This is a genomic window from Shinella sp. 1A1 (assembly GCF_055379515.1).
Genome location: NZ_AP039672.1, coordinates 798272 through 815111, shown reverse-complemented (window position 1 = coordinate 815111; position 16840 = coordinate 798272). Strand labels below are relative to the sequence as shown.

The window sequence follows — 16840 nt, the reverse complement described above, 5'->3', positions numbered from 1 at the left end:
CTTAGGCGGCGGCCGGACCGAAAGGTAGGGCACGCGCCTGATCGATCCATGAATTGTGGTGATGGCGGGGGCTTCTTGCCGCATTGACCTTCCGGGGGCAGGGGGCTAATGGCGAAATATCCGCATTGACGCGGTTGGGGGTGCACGATGGCACGAGGCATGACAGGCCGGGTTCTTTGCCTGCGCATTCTGTGCGCGGTCGCCCTGCTGTTCGTCGGCTTTGCGCACCAGCCGGTCTCTGCCGCGGGACCGAACGTCTTCGAGCTTTCCCGATACGTCCTGCCGGACGGCACGATCGGCGACATCTGCCTCAATGACCATGTCGACGGCAAGGTCAGGCATCATCTGTCGACCAAATGCGAGGCCTGCCGCATCGGCGGCAGCCTCCTGATGCCCACGCCGTCCGATGCCGTCGGTGCCGCGCTCGCCTTCCGCCGCGTCTCAGCCCTTCCGCTCGGGGAGGAGGCGCTTCATCCCCGCCGCGAGCGCCCTGGCGCTCCGCCCCGCGCTCCGCCCTTCCTGTCCGCCTGATCGACCGCCCGCGCGACGGCTTGCCGCCTTGCGCTGGAAATCCGGCTCGGCGGACCTCGTGTGTCCGTCGCGCCTCTTCCGATACAGACGTCACAAAGGACATGTCCATGAAACGCATTCTCGCAACCCTCGCCGCGCTCGCGCTTTCCGCTTCCGCCGTCTTCGCCCATGAGTTCATGGTCGGAAACCTGCTGGTCGATCATCCGGCCTCCAGGGCGACCCTTCCCGGCCAGCCCGTCGGCGGCGGTTTCCTGACCATCACCAACAAGGGTACTGAAGCCGACCGCCTCGTTTCCATCGCCGCGCCGGACGTTTCCGACGACGTGCAGCTCCATGAAATGGCCATGGAGAACGACGTGATGAAGATGCGCCATCTGCCTGAAGGCATCGAAATCCCCGCCGGCGCCACCGTCGAGCTGAAGGCCGGCGGCCTCCACGTCATGTTCATGAAGATCAAGCATCCCTTCAAGGAGGGCGAGACCTTCAAGGCGACGCTGAACTTCGAAAAGGCCGGCAAGCTCGACGTGGACTTCAAGATCGAGGCCGCAAAGCCCGCCGCTAAGCGGGGCGGGGACGCATCAGGCGGCCACGAAGCCCACGGCGGCTGACAAAGCGGATGAGGGAGCGTGCGGAAGGATGCCCCCTCATCCACCATGGCGCCTCTCCGTTCGGGCAAGAAGGAGGGGCGCATTACGGGACGGGCTCAGCCCGTCCGGTTCCGTTCGATCGTCAGATGCCCTTGCGGTGACCCGTCCTTTGCAAGGTCGCCGGTGACGCGCTCGTTCCAGCGGAAGCCGGCGATGGCCGCCTCTGGCGTTTCCTCGAAGACATTGCCGGAGATCAGCGCCGAGCCGGCTTGCTCCACCACCGTCACGCCGCAGCCGACAGGGCTCTTGCGCACGAGATTGCCGCTGACGACGAGGCCGCGCATATAGGCCCCCCAGCCGAGCATCAGCCCCCATTTCGCCGCGTTCTCGACGGTGTTTCCCGAGACGGCGGTGTCGGCCTCCACGGCGATGCCGAAACCGAAGCCGGCCCCGTCATGCACATAGGGCCCTTCGAGCCTGAGATTGCGCACGACATTGCCGGTGATGCTCGCAAGCCGCCCGCCCTCGTTGAAGTTGACGACGGCGATGCCGTTGGCCGCGCCGTCGACGAGGTTGCCGGTGACGACGGCGCCTTCGAAGCCGAATTCCGAATAGATGGCCGTCTCGCCGCTGTCGAGGCAGGTATTACCGCCGATCTGCACGTTGGAGCCGGCATTGGAGCGGATGGCCGAGAAGGCGCAGCCGGAGATATGGTTGCCCGAGATCATCACGTCGTCTGCGCGGAAGACGTTGATGCCGTTGCCGTACTGGCCGGTGCCGCCGCGCGTCGCGGAAATGCGCGCGATCCGGTTGCCGGAAACGATGGTGCCGTCGCGGCCCTTCTGCCAGCGATGGATCAGGATGCCGCCATTGCCGCAGTCGAAGGCATGGTTGCCCGCGACGGAGAGGTCATGGCTCTCCACGGCAAGGAGCGCATGGTCGGCGGCGCCCGAAAGGCGGTTGCGCTCGATGCGCCCGCCCGAGCGCTCGAGATAGACCGCCGTCTTCGACGCTCCCCTGATCTCGCAGTTCTCGATGGTGACGGTCGCCGCGTTGCTCAGATGCACGAGGCCCTGCACCGTGTCGTCCAGCCAGCGGTTGGCCCCGTCGATAACGAGGTTGGCAAGCTCGATCCGCCCGACGCCGTCGGCGGCGAAGAGGTGACCATCGCCGCCATAGACGATGCGGGTCGCGCCCGGCACGCCGGTGATCCGCGTATTGTCCGGCAGCGCGATGTTCGAGATCACGTAGTCGCCGGGCGGCAGGAAGACCGGCGTGTTCTTCGCGGCGGCCTCGCGCAGCAGCTTGGCGAAGGCCTTGCTCTTGCGGTCGCCGGCGCCGGGGCGGATGCCGTGCGTCGCCGCGTCGATGCTGCCGCGCAGGTCGACGTCGATCACCGGCAGCCGCTGCGCCTCGCCCGCGGCCGTCGTGGCGATGCCCGCCGCGCCGAGACCGAGACTCGAAAGAAATAACCGTCTGGTAACCATGCAAGCTCCTTGCTGCCGGAGGAGCAGGAACCGTGCCAGCCGGATCTGTGCAGGAATGGCACGCTTTTCGACTTGCCCGCCTGGGTTGTTTTTGTCCCGCAAGAATGCCGGATCACTCGCATTTCGCCGGTTTCCTTTAAGGTTGGATAACGACTTCGGGTGTAGCTTCAGGTGTCCGGAGAGAGATTGCGACCCGCCGTGTCGATCCTTGCGTTGGGGAATTGCAGCATCCATGTCGATGAAACTGTCCCACCTTGGCAATGAGGACGCCGACGAGACGGCGCGCCTGATGTCCGCGAGCCAGCGCCTCATCGACGAGGCAGCGCGTCTCTTCCCCTTGGCGGTGGCGCAGAACGACCGGACCCTCTGGCTCGAGGCCATGATCGACGAGGTTCCGGACTATCTCTATTTCAAGGACCGCAACAGCCGGTTCGTCGTGGCCAACCGCGCCATCGTGAGCGACAACCTCCGGGAAGGGATCGACAGCCTGGAGGGGCTTTCCGATTTCGACATCCATCCCGAGCATGTCGCCCGCGGCTTCTTCAACACCGAGCAGGAGATCATCCGCACCGGCAAGGCCATGCTCGACATGGAGGAGCTGGTCCGCGATTCTTCCGGCACGCTCAAATGGCTGCTCACCTCCAAGCTGCCGGTGCACAATGCCAGCGGCGACGTGATCGGCATCGTCGGCATCGCCCGCGACATCACCGAGCGCAAGCGCTCGGAAAGCCTGCATCTCGGTCAGGCGCACCTTTTGAAGATGATTGCGCTCGGGGCGCCGCTGGTCGAGGTTTTCTCCTCTCTTATCCTGCTCATCGAAGCCCATGTGCCCGATGTCACCGGCTCGATCCTCATGCTGGCGCCCGATGGCAGGCATATCGTCAATGGCGCAGCGCCGAACCTCGACCCGGCCTTCTGCCAGCTGATCGAGGGCGCGGAGATCGGCCCGGCCACGGGTTCCTGCGGCACGGCCATGTGGCGGGGCGAGCCCGTCATCGTCAGCGATATCGCGACCGATCCGCTCTGGGCGAATTTCAAGGCGCTGGTCCTGCCCTACGGCTTCCGTGCCTGCTGGTCTTCGCCGATCCGCTCCTATCAGGGCAAGGTGCTGGGCAGCTTCGCGCTTTATTCCCGAACGCCGGGCGAGCCTTCCGCCGAATGCACCAAGCTCGTCGGCATGGCGACGCATATCGCCGGCATCGCCATCGAGCGCAAGGAGGCGGAAGACAGCATCCAGTTCATGGCCCACCACGACACGCTGACGGGCCTGCCGAACCGCAGCATGCTCGACGAGCGCGTCGCCTCCGCCATCGAGGCGGCGGACGAGTGCGGCGGCACCATGACGCTCGCCTTCCTCGACCTCGACAATTTCAAGCTGGTCAATGACAGCCTCGGCCACCATGCCGGCGACGAGCTTTTGAAGATCGTCGCGACGCGCATGATGAATTGCGTGCGGGCGAGTGACAGCATCGTGCGCCTCGGCGGTGACGAGTTCGTGGTGCTGATCAGCGGTGCGATGCGCCGGGGCGAGACGGTGGAAGATCGCCTGCATGCCGTGCGCAATGCCGTAGCCGAGCCGGTGGAGATCGAGGGCCGCGCCTTCCAGGTCACCTGCAGCATGGGTGTCGCCGCCTATCCCGAGCACGGCCGCAACGCCACCGAGCTCCTGGCAAGGGCAGATGCCGCCATGTACCGCGCCAAGGAGATTGGCCGCGATGCCGTGCAGGTCTTCACCGCCGAGCTCGCCAACCGCGCTCATGAGAAGCTGGTGCAGCAGGAGGAACTGCGCCGCGCGCTCGCCCGATCCGAACTCTTCCTGCAATACCAGCCGCAGATGGACCTTGCCACCGGCCGCATCTTCGCCGTCGAGGCGCTGATCCGCTGGCGCCATCCCGAGCGCGGCCTCGTCGCGCCCGGCGATTTCATTCCGCTTGCCGAGGAGACCGGCCTTATCGGCCCGATCGGCGACTGGACGTTGCGCGAGGCCTGTCGGCAGAACAAGGCATGGCAGGATGCCGGCCTGCCGTCCATCGTCGTCAGCGTCAATGTCTCGGCCCGGCAGTTCCAGGAGAAGGACTGGGTGGAGCGCGTTGCCGCCGCCCTTTCGGAAAGCGGGCTGGAGGCGCGTTATCTCGAGCTGGAGCTGACCGAGAGCATGATCATGGAGGACGTGCAGCAGGCGGTAGGGACCATGCACCGGCTGGAGCAGCTTGGCGTGCATCTCGCCATCGACGATTTCGGTACGGGCTATTCCAGCCTCGCCTCGCTGAAGCGCTTTCCCGTCGGCCGCCTGAAGATCGATCGTTCCTTCGTGCAGGATCTGCCGGATGACGGCGACGACGCCGCCATCGCCCGCGCCGTCATCTCGCTCGCCCATTCGCTGCAGCTTCGCGTCATCGCCGAAGGGGTGGAGACGCGCGAGCAGATCGACTTTCTGCGCGAGGCGGGCTGCGACGAGATCCAGGGTTTCTACCTTAGCCGTCCCGTCGATCCCCGCGCGCTCCAGGCGCTCCTCTGCATTCCCAGTCTCTGATATTCTTCGCGCTTTCCGCGCGTGCCTCTTGACTTTGTTATGTTGATATCAACAGTAAGAATCATGTCCGATGATGTCATGATTCCCTTCGAGACCACGCTTTTCGTCCGTGATCATTGCCTGTGCCTGCATGCCCAGCGCGCGGCGCGGGCGCTTGCCCGCCGTTTCGACGATGCGCTGCGCCCGCTCGGCCTGACCAACGGCCAGTTTTCCCTGCTGATGGCGCTGAACCGCCCCGAGCCGCCGCCCATGGGGCCGGTCGCCGCTGTGCTCGCCATGGACCGCACCACCCTGACGGCCGCCCTCAAGCCCCTCGAACGCCGCGGCCTCGTCACCGTCGAACCCGACCCGCGCGACCGCCGCGGCCGTCTGCTGCGCCTGACACCGGACGGTCGCGGTCTGCTTACACAGGCCTTTCCCATCTGGAAGGAAACGCATGAGAAGGTCGACGCCCAGCTTTCCGCCGTCGACATGAAGGCACTGCGGGCGGGGATGCTGGCGATCGCATAGAAGCCGGCCTCCCACTGGCAGACGGCGCGAAAACGCCTATCTTTCCCGTCATGAAGCCCGACCAGCTCCTTCGTCCGGCGCCCGCCGGCCTCTATTGCCCCGCAGGCGATTTCTACATCGATCCGATCCGCCCCGTCGGACGGGCGCTGATCACCCACGGCCATTCCGACCATGCCCGCGCCGGCCACGGCGCGGTGCTGGCGACGCGGGAAACGCTGGACATCATGGCGATCCGCTACGGCGGGGATTTCTGCGGTTCCATGCAGGCGGCCGCTTTCGGCGAGCGCATCGACCTTGCCGGCGTCACCGTCTCCTTCCATCCGGCGGGCCATGTGCTGGGCTCGGCGCAGATCGCCGTCGAAAAGGACGGAATGCGGATCGTCGCCTCGGGCGACTACAAGCGTGGCGCCGACCCGACCTGCACGCCCTACGAGCCGGTGCCCTGCGATATCTTCATCACCGAGGCGACCTTCGGCCTGCCGGTCTTCCACCACCCCGAGCCGAAGGCCGAGATGGGCAAGCTCCTGACCTCGCTCCGGCAATTTCCCGAGCGCAGCCATCTTCTCGGCGCCTATTCGCTCGGCAAGGCGCAGCGCGTCATCCGCCTGCTGCGCGATTGCGGCTACGATGCGCCGGTCTATATCCATGGCTCGCTCGCCCATCTGTGCGACTACTATGTCAGCCGCGGCATCGATCTCGGCGACCTGCGCCCCGCGACGATCGAGAAGAGCAGCCCCGCCGATTTCCGCGGCGCCGTCATCGTCGGCCCGCCCTCGGCCTTCGCCGACCGCTGGGCGCGGCGCTTCAACGAACCGCTCGTCGCCTTCGCCTCCGGCTGGATGATGGTGCGCCAGCGCGCCAAGCAGGGCGGCGTCGAGCTGCCGCTCGTCATCTCCGACCATTGCGACTGGCCGGAACTGACCGAGACGATCCGCGAGCTTGCGCCGCAGGAGGTCTGGGTGACGCATGGCCGCGAGGAGGCGCTGGTGCGCTGGTGCGAGCTCGCCGGCGTTCCGGCGCGCCCGCTGCATCTGGTGGGCTATGAGGACGAGGGGGATTGATGGTGTTTGGCATTCGGCGTCAACCTTGCGGCACACCCCCCTCTGCCCTGCCGGGCATCTCCCCCACAAGGGGGGAGATCGGTTGGGGGCAAGGCGCTGCCACATCTCAATCTCCCCCCTTGTGGGGGAGATGCCCGGCAGGGCAGAGGGGGGTATACCCGCGCCGACCTCCCGAAAGCTCCCGCCCATGAGAGCCTTCGCCACCCTTCTCGACCGCCTCGTCCTCACCCCCTCGCGCAACGGCAAGCTGAAGCTGCTCGCCGATTATTTCCGCGATACGCCCGATCCCGACCGCGGCTACGGCCTTGCCGCCATCGCCGGCACGCTGGATCTGAAGAGCGTCAAGCCGGCGCTGCTGCGCGAACTGGTGCTGGAGCGCATGGACGAGGAGCTGTTTCGCTACTCCTACGACTATGTCGGCGACCTTGCCGAGACCATCGCGCTCGTCTGGGACCAAGAGCGCAAGGAGCGCGTGGCCGACGACGACCAGCCGCGGCTCGGCGCGGTCGTCGCCCGCATGAACGCGCTCGGCCGTACCGAGGTGCGCGGCGCGGTGCGGGACCTGCTCGACCGGCTCGATCCCTCCGCCCGCTTCGCCTTCCTGAAGCTTGCGACCGGCGGCCTGCGCATCGGTGTTTCCGCCCGGCTCGCCAAGCAGGCGCTCGCCGATTTCTCCGGCCGGGACGTCACCGAGATCGAAACCCTCTGGCACGGCCTCCAGCCGCCCTATGAACCGCTCTTCGCCTGGCTGGAGGGCAGGGCGGAACGCCCGGTGCTGGCGACGCCCGCGATCTTCCATTCCGTCATGCTCGCCAATCCGGTGGCCGAGGGCGATCTCGACGCTCTCGATCCCGGCGATTTCGCCGCCGAATGGAAATGGGACGGCATCCGCGTGCAGCTCTCGTCATCCGGCACGACGCGCCGGCTCTATTCCCGCTCCGGCGACGACATTTCCGGCGCCTTCCCGGACGTGCTGGAGGCGATCGATTTCGAAGGCGTGGTGGACGGCGAGCTTCTGGTGGGCGGCACGGCGCGCATGAACAGCCCGACGCGCACCTTCTCCGACCTCCAGCAGCGCCTCAACCGCAAGACGGTCAATGCGCGGATGCTGGAGGAATACCCCGCCTTCGTGCGCGCCTACGACATGCTCTTCGACGGTGAGGCCGACATCCGCCCGGCGCCGTTCCTCGAGCGCCGCGCCCGCCTTGCGGATGTCATCGGCAAGGCCCCGCACGACCGGTTCGACCTTTCCCCGCTCGTTCCCTTCGAAAGCTGGGAGGCGCTGGACGACCTGCGCCGCGCGCCGCCCGACCCCGTCATCGAGGGCGTGATGATCAAGCGCCGCGACAGCGCCTACCAGGCCGGCCGCATGAAGGGGCCGTGGTTCAAGTGGAAGCGCGATCCCTACAATATCGACGCGGTGATGATGTACGCCCAGCGCGGTCACGGCAAGCGCTCCAGCTACTATTCCGACTTCACCTTCGGCGTCTGGACGGAAGGCCCGGACGGCGACGTGCTGGTGCCCGTCGGCAAGGCCTATTTCGGCTTCACCGATGCCGAGCTCGAAGTGCTCGACCGCTATGTGCGCAACAACACGACAGAGCGCTTCGGTCCGGTGCGGGCCGTCCGCGCCGAGCCCGGCTACGGCTTCGTCTTGGAAGTCGCCTTCGAGGGCATCAACCGCTCCACCCGCCACAAGTCCGGCGTCGCCATGCGCTTCCCCCGCATCGCCCGCCTCCGGCAGGACAAGCTGCCGGCCGATGCCGACCGGCTGGAAACGCTGATGGCGATGGTGGAGGCGAAGGAAAGCTAGCCGTAGGCCGCCGCGCTGGTGCCGTAGGCGAAAAGCATGGAAATCCAGAGGACGGAAGTGCAAGCCAGAACCACCCCACCTGTGAAAATTCCGGCCGAAGCGTTAAATTTCCGTCCCAGCATGACCGCTAACGCTACGGGTGCCACGACGATCAGCAGGAAATGATAGACGTGGAAAAAGACGGGAAGGCGCGGGCTGCCGAAATTGTAGTTGTTCACCGTTACGCAGAAGAGCCAGGTCGCGATGGTCCCTGCAAGAAGCAACCAGACCACGGAGGCCAGCAGCAGCCCGTATTTACGATGGATCCGCCGGGCCTCGGTAAAGGTTGCGACAAGACCAAGGGCTAGCCCCGCCCACGCCACCACCGGCATGTCAGAGACCCAGCGCCGAAAGGTCCGGCCCGAGCGGTACGATGCGGTTCGGATTGAGCGACTTTATCGAGTAGTAGCCGTGCTTGATATGGTCGATGTTGACCGTGTCTCGCACGCCGGGGAGGTCGAGCACGCGCTTTGTGTAGGCCGAGAGCGCCGCATAGTCGGCAAGGCGCTGGCGGTTGCACTTGAAGAGGCCGTAATAGGCGGCGTCGAAGCGGATGAGCGTGACGAAGAGGCGGATGTCGGCTTCGGTGAAAGTTTTGCCCGTCAGGAACGGCCGGCCGTCGGCAAGGCGCGCTTCCAGCTCGTCCAGCATGGCGAAGACGCCCTGATAGGCTTCCTCGTAGGCGACCTGCGTTGTGGCGAAGCCGGCGCGGTAGACGCCGTTGTTGAGCGCGGGATAGATGCGCTCGTTGAGGGCGTCGATCTCGTTGCGCAGGTCCTCGGGATAGAGGTCGACGCTCTCGTCCGCCAGCGCCCCGAAGCCGGTGTTGAGCATCCGCACGATATCGGCGGACTCGTTGTTGACGATTGTCTTCTTCTGCTTGTCCCACAGGACGGGCACGGTGGCGCGGCCGGTGAAAGTTGGCTCGGCGCGGGAATAGAGCTCGTGGAGATAGGTCGCGCCGTTGAGGTCGTCGCGGTTCGAACCCGGAAAATCGCCGAAGCGCCAGCCCTGGTCGGAGAGCGAGGGCTCGACGACGGAGACGGATATGACGTCATCGAGCTTCTTCAGCTTGCGGGCGATCAGCGTGCGCGAGGCCCAGGGGCAGATGAGCGCGACATAGAGATGGTAGCGGCCGCGTTCGGCGGCAAAGCCGCCTTCGCCCGTCGGGCCGGCGCTGCCGTCCGGCGTCACCCAGTTGCGGAAGCTCGATACCTGCCGCACGAAGCCGCCCTTGGCGTCCGTCGCCTGAACTGGCTGCCAGTCTTCCGTCCATTTGCCGTTGACGAGCATCGCGTCACCTCTTTTCGGTTGTGTAGGACTGGCGTACCCCTCGCGCGCGTAAACCGCAATTGCCCGATGGATTGACACAGCGTTCACAAAGGCCGGTATTCGGCGGATGGTCGCCTTATGCCTTGAGAGAGTCGGATGCTCTGCCCCTCATCCGGCCTGCCGGCCACCTTCTCCCCGCAAGCGGGGCGAAGGAGATCTGCCGCACCGTTTTCCCCGTTCAACAACCGCGCGTGAGCCACATCCCCTCTCCCCGCTTGCGGGGAGAGGGTTAGGGTGAGGGGCAAACTCCGAATGCGCCGGCCAGCCGCAAGCGGCTACCACTTACGCCATCAGCCGGTCGATCAGCGCCGAGGCGGCGTCCGCGATGACGGTTCCCGGCGGGAAGATCGCATCGGCCCCGGCCTTTTCCAGCGCGGGAAAGTCCTGCGGCGGGATGACGCCGCCGACGGCGATCAGCATGTCGCGCGCGCCGCGCTTGACGAGGGCGGCCTTCAGCTCGGGCACCAGCGTCAGGTGCCCGGCGGCGAGCGAGGAGGCGCCGACGATATGCGCGCCCTCGCGGATCGCCAGCTCCGCCACTTCTTCCGGCGTCTGGAACATCGCCCCGACGACCACATGGAAGCCGAGGTCGGCGAAGGCGCTGGCGATGACCTTCTGGCCGCGGTCGTGCCCGTCCTGCCCCATCTTGGCGACAAGGATGGTCGGCTTCTCGTGCCTGAGCTTCTCGAAGGCGGCGATCTTGTCGGCGGCGGTGTTGAAGGCCCGGTCGTCCGCGCCCATCTCCTTGCGGTAGACGCCGGAGATCGTGCGGATCTCCGCGACATGCCGGCCGAAGGCCCTTTCCAGCGCGAAGGCGATCTCGCCGACGGTCGCCCGCGCCCGCGCCGCTTTCACCGCGAATTCCAGGAGGTTGCCGTCGCCGCTGCGGGCGACTTCTGTCAGCCTGTCGAGCGCGCTTTCGGCCGCCGCGGTGTCGCGCGTGCCCTTGAGCTGCTGGAGCTTTGCGAGCTGGCGGGCGCGCACCTCGGAATTGTCGACCTTCAGCACGTCCACCTCGATGTCGCGCTCGGGCCGCGAGAAATTGACACCGACGACGGTCTGGTGGCCCGAATCGATGCGTGCCTGCGTGCGGGCGGCGGCCTCCTCGATGCGCAGCTTGGGAATGCCCTTCTCGATGGCCTTCGCCATGCCGCCGAGCGCCTCCACCTCCTCGATATGGGAGAGCGCGCGGGCGGCAAGGTCATGCGTCAGCCGCTCGACATAGGCCGAGCCCCCCCAGGGATCGATGATGCGCGTCGTGCCGCTTTCCTTCTGGAGAAGGATCTGCGTGTTGCGGGCGATGCGGGCGGAATGGTCGGTGGGCAGCGCCAGCGCCTCGTCGAAGGAATTGGTGTGCAGCGACTGGGTATGGCCCTGCGTCGCCGCCATCGCCTCCACCATGGTGCGCATGACGTTGTTCATCGGGTCCTGCGCCGTCAGCGACCAGCCGGAGGTCTGGCAATGGGTGCGCAGTGCCAGCGACCGGGCGTCCTTCGGCGAAAAGTTCCGCTTCATCAGCGCGGCCCAGATGAGGCGCGCCGCGCGCATCTTGGCCACTTCCATGAAGAAGTTCATGCCGATCGCCCAGAAGAAGGAAAGGCGCGGCGCGAAGGTGTCGATGTCGAGCCCGGCGGCGACCCCGGCGCGGGCATATTCGATGCCGTCGGCGATGGTATAGGCGAGCTCAAGGTCCGCCGTCGCCCCGGCCTCCTGCATGTGATAGCCGGAAATCGAGATGGAGTTGAACTTTGGCATCCTCTGGCTGGTATAGCTGAAGATGTCGGAGATGATCCGCATCGAGGGCTGCGGCGGGTAGATATAGGTGTTGCGGACCATGAACTCCTTGAGGATGTCGTTCTGGATGGTCCCGGACAGCTTGTCCTCGGAAACGCCCTGTTCCTCGGCCGCCACGATGAAGAGCGCCATGATCGGCAGCACCGCGCCGTTCATGGTCATGGACACGCTCATCTGGTCGAGCGGGATGCCGTCGAAGAGCTGCCGCATGTCGAGGATGGAATCGATCGCCACGCCTGCCATGCCGACGTCGCCCGCAACGCGCGGATGGTCGCTGTCATAGCCGCGGTGGGTGGCAAGGTCGAAGGCGACGGACAGGCCCTTCTGCCCGGCCGCCAGATTGCGCCGGTAGAAGGCGTTCGATTCCTCCGCCGTCGAGAAGCCGGCATATTGCCGGATCGTCCAGGGTTGCTGGACATACATGGTCGGGTAGGGGCCGCGCAGATAGGGCGCCGCGCCCGGCCATGTGTCGAGATAGGAAAGGCCTGCAAGGTCCGCCTCGCCATAGGCGCCGGCGACGGCGATGTCCTCCGGCGTTGCCCAGGCGGCCTCGCTGGTTGCGGCCGGCCCCGCCGGCTTCGACCAGGGGATGGAGGAGAAGTCGGGAATCCGGCTCATGCGGCGGCTCCTTTGATACGGTACTGCGCAGCGGCTTCACCCCCCTCTGCCCTGCCGGGCATCTGTCCCACACGGGAGGAGATTGGATGAAGCGTCGTCTCGCCCATCTCCAGCGTCGCTGATTGAGCAAGGTTTTCGCGTCTTGCCGATCTCCCCCCTTGTGGGGGAGATGCCCGGCAGGGCAGAGGGGGGTAGGCCGCGCCCATCACGCCGCCTCCACGCAATCAACCAGCAGCACCGGCCGCAGCCCGTCCGCCGGCGCGGCCTCGTCGAGCGGCCCGAGCACCGTCACCGGCCGCTCGTCCTTCAGCGGGAACAGCGTCGTGCCGACGATGGGCCCTGCCTTCCGTGCGCCGCGCGCCGCCTCGACCATGGCCTGCACCGCGCCCGAGGCGATGGCGGCGGAAAGCCCGCCCGTCTTCTCGATCCCGGTGAAGATCTCCCACGCCTTTTCCGCCAGCCCCTCCGTCAGCGCCTCGATGCCGCCCGCGCCGGCGGCGGGGTCGGCGACATGGGCGAGGTTGCTTTCGGTGATCAGCACGACCTGCGTGTTGCGGGCGATGCGGCGGGCGAGGGGATCGGGCAGGCCGAGCGCCAGCGTGTGCGGCAGCACAGTGATCTCGTCCGCTCCGCCGGTGCCGGCGGAAAAGACGGCGATGGTGTTGCGCAGGATGTTGGTTTCCGGGTCGCGCCGCGTCAGCATGCGCCAGCTCGTCTCGGCGTGGATATGCGCCGGCTTCGGCTCGGAAATGCCGCAGGCCGCCTGCATGCGGGCATGGATCAGCCGCGCCGCACGCATCTTCGCCGTGGTGAGGAACTGATCCTGGTCGGCGGCAAGCGACAGCGAGGTCGCCGTGAAGGCGCCCTCCGGCGCAACGCCCGCCGCATCGAGCAGGCGCAGGCTTTCCGCCAGCGCCGCCGCGATAATGGCAAGCTCCAGCGCCTCGCTCGCCCCTGCATTATGCGCCAGCCGCCCGTCGGCATTCAGTACCGAGCCGGAAAAGCCGAAGCCGATCAGCTCCTTGGCGAGGCTGGTTAGTGCGCCACTTTCGCCATAACTGCCGGCAAGCGCCGCGGTGAAGGGATCGAGACCGAAATGCACCGGCGCCGTCTGCGCGCTGGCCTCGGCAAGCGCATGGGCGAGCGTCGTCGCGAGCACCCGGTCGGCAAAGCCGGCTTCGAGCCGCAGCGAGAAGGGAGCGGCAGCGCGCGCGGCGGCGGTCTTGCGGAAGGCGGTCTCGCTGCCGGCTGCGATGCCCGTGCCATGCGCCGCGGCGCTGCCACGGAAGACGAGGGAAATGCCGGTCGCGCCGTTTTCGAGGTCGTCGGCCATCTGCGCGCGGGCGCGGGCAAGGTCTGCATCGTCGCGGCGCTGGTTGACGGTCCATGCGCCGCCCGCGTGCGGCGTATCGGCATGGCCGTGGGCGAGGGGTGCTGCGCCTTCGCGGCGGCTGTAGATCGGCTGGATGGCAAGGCCGTCGTCGCTGTGCGAGACGAGCGTCGCCTCGAAATCCGCGCCTTTCAGCGCCTTTTCGGCCAGTTTGCGCCAATCCGCCTCGTCGAGCGGCGCAAAACCCGCATCCGTCAATATGCTCGCGTCCATCCCGTCGCGTTCTCCGTTTCCCGGAATTTCTTCCATCCGGGATACAGCGTAAAGGGCCACTTTGGTAGAGTGACCTTCAGGCGACAGCGGGTGAAAATTCCGGCGCGCAAGCCTCGGGCCAGTCGCGGCTGCCACAATTAGGGCAGGATTGCGGACCCAATTCGCCTTTTGTTAGTTGGTGATTCAGCCTCTTCGTTCATCCTGTCTTTCCGATAAACGGGTGCCCACGCTTTCATGACCGATACCGCGCTTTCCCGCCGCCGCTTCCTCCAGTTTTCCGGCCTCGCCATGGCAAGCGGCCTTGCCGGCTGCACCTCGTCCATGAACACGGACCAGTTCCGCTACGAGACGCGGCCCTATTTCCGCAATCCCGCGCTGGAAGGTCGGCCGGAATATATCGACAACCGGCAGCCCATCGGCCTCTACGGCCAGACGCCGCCCTCGGGCCTGCTGCCCGAATCCTCGCGCTATGCCTCGATCTATGGCCCTTTGAACGACGGCGGCTTCCAGGTGCCGGCCGTGCCCTACCAGCAGATCGACGCGCGCTTCTACCGGCAGGAGGTCGAAAGCCCCTTCGCCGAAAAGCCGGGCACGATCATCGTCGATACGGGCAATCGCTTCCTCTATCTCATCCTGCCGTCGGGCCGCGCCATGCGCTACGGCGTCGGCATCGGCCGGCAGGGTTTTGCCTGGTCGGGCCGCGGTGTCATCCAGTGGAAGCAGGCGTGGCCGAAATGGACGCCGCCGGACGAGATGGTCAAGCGCCAGCCGGAACTCGTCAAATATTCCGGCGCAAACGGCGGCATGGCCGGTGGGCTCAACAACCCGCTCGGCGCCCGCGCGCTCTATATCTTCCAGAACGGGCAGGATACGCTCTACCGCCTGCACGGCTCGCCGGAATGGAAGTCCATCGGCAAGGCCGTCTCGTCGGGCTGCGTGCGCATGCTCAACCAGGATGTGATCGACCTCTATGATCGCGTGAAGGGCAAGGCGCCGATCCTGGTGATCTGAGGGGCGTGCCTGTGGCATACCCCCCTCTGCCCTGCCGGGCATCTCCCCCACAAGGGGGGAGATCGGCAAGAGGCGGGAACCGTGCTTCAGCAGCAATGTCAGAGATGGGCGAAACAGTCCCCCAATCCAATCTCCCCCCCTTGTGGGGGAGATGCCCGGCAGGGCAGAGGGGGGGCGCCGCCCTAAAGCACCGCCGGCGAAATCAAATACGCGCCGTCCGCCTGCGGCAGGTCGCCGGAAGCAACGGCCTTGCCGCCCTCCATCCGCACCTTGCCTTCCGCGACGAGCCGCAGTGCCAGCGGATAGCTGCGATGCTCCACGGTGAGCACCCGCGCGGCCAGCGTCTCCGCCGTATCGGCCGGCAGCACCGGCACGGCGGCCTGCACGATCACCGGACCTTCATCCATGCCTTCCGTCACGAAATGCACCGTACAGCCGGCAAGGCGCATGCCGGTGTCGATGGCGCGCTGGTGCGTGTGGAGGCCGGGGAAGAGCGGCAGCAGGGAGGGGTGGATGTTGAGGATGCGGCCTTCATGGCGGTTGATGAAGGTGCCGGAGAGCAGGCGCATGTAGCCGGCGAGACAGATGATGTCGGGCGAGAGCGCGTCGAGCGCATTGAGGATCGCGGCTTCGTGGGCTTCCTTGCTGGCGAAGTCCCGGCGCAGGAAGGTGCGGGTCGAAATACCGAGCGCCTCGGCCTTCGCAAGCCCGCCCGCCTCCGCCTTGTCGGAGAAGACCGCGACGATCTCGGCCGGAAAATCCGGTGCCTCGGCCGCCTTCGCCAGCGCCAGCATGTTGGAGCCGCCGCCGGAGATGAAGGCGACGACGCGCTTGCGGGGCGATGTCATAGGGCGAGCGTGCCCTTGTAGATCGTGCCGGCCGCCCCCTCTTCGCGGGCGACCATGCGGCCGAGGCGGAAGACGTTTTCCCCTTCGGCGACAAGCGCGGCCGAGACCGCATCAGCCTTGTCGGCGGGAACGACGGCGATCATGCCGACGCCGCAGTTGAAGGTGCGCAGCATTTCCTTCGCTTCCACGCCGCCGGCCCTGGCGAGCCAGGAGAAAACGGCGGGGGCCTTGACGGCGTCGAGGTCGATCTCGGCGGCAAGGTGTTTCGGAAGCACGCGCGGAATATTCTCCGGGAAGCCGCCGCCGGTAATATGCGCCAGCGCCTTGATCGCGCCCGTCTCGCGGATTGCCTTGAGGAGCGGTTTCACATAGATTTTCGTCGGCGCCAGCAGCGCTTCGCCAAGGCTCTTCGCGCTGTCGAACGGGGCAGGCGCATCCCAGGCAAGGCCCGAGAGCGTGACGATCTTGCGCACCAGCGAATAGCCGTTGGAGTGAACGCCCGAGGAGGCGAGGCCGAGGATGACGTCGCCTTCGCCGATGTCGCCCGCCGGCAGGAGTTGGCCGCGCTCGGCCGCACCCACGGCGAAGCCTGCAAGGTCATAGTCGCCATGCGAATACATGCCGGGCATTTCGGCGGTCTCGCCGCCGATCAGCGCGCAGCCCGCCTGCCGGCAGCCCTCGGCGATGCCTTCGACGATGGCCGCGCCCTGTTCGGGATCGAGCTTGCCGGTGGCGAAATAGTCGAGGAAGAAGAGGGGTTCTGCGCCCTGCACCACGAGGTCGTTGACGCACATGGCGACGAGGTCGATGCCGACCGTGTCGTGGCGGTCCGCGTCGATGGCGATCTTCAGCTTGGTGCCGACGCCGTCGTTTGCCGCGACGAGCACCGGATCCTTGAAGCCGGCCGCCTTGAGGTCGAAGAGGCCGCCGAAGCCGCCGATCTCGCCGTCCGCGCCCGGGCGGCGCGTGGAGCGCACCGCCGGCTTGATCTTCTCGACCATCAGGTTGCCCGCGTCGATGTCGACGCCCGCATCGCTATAGGTCAGACCATTCTTTTCCGACTGGCTCATGCT

The 16840-nt window shown here is 66.6% G+C and carries 14 protein-coding genes; 7 read left to right on the top strand and 7 right to left on the bottom strand.

Annotation, left to right across the window (positions count from 1 at the left end; genetic code table 11):
• Positions 1 to 159 precede the first annotated feature (159 nt).
• On the top strand, positions 160 to 531 hold the full coding sequence (locus ACZ48C_RS20450; protein WP_464783872.1) for a hypothetical protein: 372 nt from the start codon (positions 160 to 162) through the stop codon (positions 529 to 531).
• A gap of 107 nt (positions 532 to 638) precedes the next feature.
• The gene (locus ACZ48C_RS20445; RefSeq protein ID WP_464783871.1) at positions 639 to 1139 is read left to right on the top strand and encodes a copper chaperone PCu(A)C; all 501 of its coding nucleotides are present in this window, start codon (positions 639 to 641) and stop codon (positions 1137 to 1139) included.
• Between the two features lie 95 nt (positions 1140 to 1234).
• Here the strand turns inward: ACZ48C_RS20445 and ACZ48C_RS20440 are convergent, their stop codons facing one another.
• A complete protein-coding gene (locus ACZ48C_RS20440; RefSeq protein WP_464783870.1) occupies positions 1235 to 2605 on the bottom strand; it encodes a TIGR03808 family TAT-translocated repetitive protein in 1371 nt (456 codons plus the stop codon).
• Positions 2606 to 2837: 232 nt separating this feature from the next.
• On the opposite strand from ACZ48C_RS20440, the gene ACZ48C_RS20435 reads away from it, so the two are divergent.
• The 4 genes from ACZ48C_RS20435 (at position 2838) to ACZ48C_RS20420 (ending at position 8522) form a co-directional block, all read left to right on the top strand.
• Entirely contained in the window at positions 2838 to 5138 is a 2301-nt protein-coding gene (locus ACZ48C_RS20435; RefSeq protein WP_464783869.1) for a putative bifunctional diguanylate cyclase/phosphodiesterase, read from the top strand.
• 63 nt (positions 5139 to 5201) lie between these two features.
• Positions 5202 to 5648, top strand: coding sequence for a MarR family winged helix-turn-helix transcriptional regulator (locus ACZ48C_RS20430; RefSeq protein WP_464783868.1), 447 nt, complete (start codon positions 5202 to 5204; stop codon positions 5646 to 5648).
• A gap of 50 nt (positions 5649 to 5698) precedes the next feature.
• Complete coding sequence (locus ACZ48C_RS20425) at positions 5699 to 6709, top strand: ligase-associated DNA damage response exonuclease (protein WP_464783867.1); 1011 nt, start codon at positions 5699 to 5701, stop codon at positions 6707 to 6709.
• Between the two features lie 187 nt (positions 6710 to 6896).
• Complete coding sequence (locus tag ACZ48C_RS20420; RefSeq protein ID WP_464783866.1) at positions 6897 to 8522, top strand: cisplatin damage response ATP-dependent DNA ligase; 1626 nt, start codon at positions 6897 to 6899, stop codon at positions 8520 to 8522.
• Here the strand turns inward: ACZ48C_RS20420 and ACZ48C_RS20415 are convergent.
• The 4 genes from ACZ48C_RS20415 to ACZ48C_RS20400 all read right to left on the bottom strand — a co-directional run bounded on the left by ACZ48C_RS20415 (position 8519) and on the right by ACZ48C_RS20400 (position 13908).
• On the bottom strand, positions 8519 to 8893 hold the full coding sequence (locus ACZ48C_RS20415; RefSeq protein ID WP_119255559.1) for a hypothetical protein: 375 nt from the start codon (positions 8891 to 8893) through the stop codon (positions 8519 to 8521). The genes ACZ48C_RS20420 and ACZ48C_RS20415 overlap by 4 nt on opposite strands.
• A gap of 1 nt (position 8894) precedes the next feature.
• The gene (locus tag ACZ48C_RS20410; protein ID WP_464783865.1) at positions 8895 to 9854 is read right to left on the bottom strand and encodes a glutathione S-transferase family protein; all 960 of its coding nucleotides are present in this window, start codon (positions 9852 to 9854) and stop codon (positions 8895 to 8897) included.
• A 321-nt stretch (positions 9855 to 10175) separates the two neighbouring features.
• Positions 10176 to 12305 (bottom strand): methylmalonyl-CoA mutase, encoded by a 2130-nt coding sequence (gene scpA / locus ACZ48C_RS20405; protein WP_464783864.1) that lies wholly within the window; start codon positions 12303 to 12305, stop codon positions 10176 to 10178.
• Between the two features lie 205 nt (positions 12306 to 12510).
• The gene (locus ACZ48C_RS20400) at positions 12511 to 13908 is read right to left on the bottom strand and encodes a methylmalonyl-CoA mutase family protein (RefSeq protein ID WP_464783863.1); all 1398 of its coding nucleotides are present in this window, start codon (positions 13906 to 13908) and stop codon (positions 12511 to 12513) included.
• A gap of 234 nt (positions 13909 to 14142) precedes the next feature.
• Here ACZ48C_RS20400 and ACZ48C_RS20395 point away from each other — a divergent pair, with 234 nt between their 5' ends.
• Positions 14143 to 14919, top strand: a complete 777-nt coding sequence (locus tag ACZ48C_RS20395) for a L,D-transpeptidase (RefSeq protein WP_119255564.1) — start codon at positions 14143 to 14145, stop codon at positions 14917 to 14919.
• A gap of 182 nt (positions 14920 to 15101) precedes the next feature.
• Here the strand turns inward: ACZ48C_RS20395 and purN are convergent, their stop codons facing one another.
• Together purN and purM are read right to left on the bottom strand one after the other, a co-directional pair.
• Complete coding sequence (gene purN / locus ACZ48C_RS20390) at positions 15102 to 15767, bottom strand: phosphoribosylglycinamide formyltransferase (RefSeq protein WP_464783862.1); 666 nt, start codon at positions 15765 to 15767, stop codon at positions 15102 to 15104.
• Entirely contained in the window at positions 15764 to 16837 is a 1074-nt protein-coding gene (gene purM, locus ACZ48C_RS20385) for a phosphoribosylformylglycinamidine cyclo-ligase (protein WP_464783861.1), read from the bottom strand. The genes purN and purM overlap by 4 nt, the downstream gene beginning before the upstream one ends.
• Between the last annotated feature and the right edge of the window lie 3 nt (positions 16838 to 16840).

What these genes read in the sequence shown, in the direction of transcription:
- ACZ48C_RS20430 (WP_464783868.1), top strand. Translation starts at nt 5,202, where the DNA reads ATGTCCGATGATGTCATGATTCCCTTCGAGACCACGCTTTTCGTCCGT.
- ACZ48C_RS20400 (WP_464783863.1), bottom strand. Translation starts at nt 13,908, where the DNA reads ATGGACGCGAGCATATTGACGGATGCGGGTTTTGCGCCGCTCGACGAG.
- ACZ48C_RS20420 (WP_464783866.1), top strand. Translation starts at nt 6,897, where the DNA reads ATGAGAGCCTTCGCCACCCTTCTCGACCGCCTCGTCCTCACCCCCTCG.
- ACZ48C_RS20440 (WP_464783870.1), bottom strand. Translation starts at nt 2,605, where the DNA reads ATGGTTACCAGACGGTTATTTCTTTCGAGTCTCGGTCTCGGCGCGGCG.
- ACZ48C_RS20395 (WP_119255564.1), top strand. Translation starts at nt 14,143, where the DNA reads ATGACCGATACCGCGCTTTCCCGCCGCCGCTTCCTCCAGTTTTCCGGC.
- scpA (WP_464783864.1), bottom strand. Translation starts at nt 12,305, where the DNA reads ATGAGCCGGATTCCCGACTTCTCCTCCATCCCCTGGTCGAAGCCGGCG.
- ACZ48C_RS20435 (WP_464783869.1), top strand. Translation starts at nt 2,838, where the DNA reads ATGTCGATGAAACTGTCCCACCTTGGCAATGAGGACGCCGACGAGACG.
- ACZ48C_RS20410 (WP_464783865.1), bottom strand. Translation starts at nt 9,854, where the DNA reads ATGCTCGTCAACGGCAAATGGACGGAAGACTGGCAGCCAGTTCAGGCG.
- ACZ48C_RS20445 (WP_464783871.1), top strand. Translation starts at nt 639, where the DNA reads ATGAAACGCATTCTCGCAACCCTCGCCGCGCTCGCGCTTTCCGCTTCC.
- ACZ48C_RS20425 (WP_464783867.1), top strand. Translation starts at nt 5,699, where the DNA reads ATGAAGCCCGACCAGCTCCTTCGTCCGGCGCCCGCCGGCCTCTATTGC.
- purN (WP_464783862.1), bottom strand. Translation starts at nt 15,767, where the DNA reads ATGACATCGCCCCGCAAGCGCGTCGTCGCCTTCATCTCCGGCGGCGGC.
- purM (WP_464783861.1), bottom strand. Translation starts at nt 16,837, where the DNA reads ATGAGCCAGTCGGAAAAGAATGGTCTGACCTATAGCGATGCGGGCGTC.
- ACZ48C_RS20450 (WP_464783872.1), top strand. Translation starts at nt 160, where the DNA reads ATGACAGGCCGGGTTCTTTGCCTGCGCATTCTGTGCGCGGTCGCCCTG.
- ACZ48C_RS20415 (WP_119255559.1), bottom strand. Translation starts at nt 8,893, where the DNA reads ATGCCGGTGGTGGCGTGGGCGGGGCTAGCCCTTGGTCTTGTCGCAACC.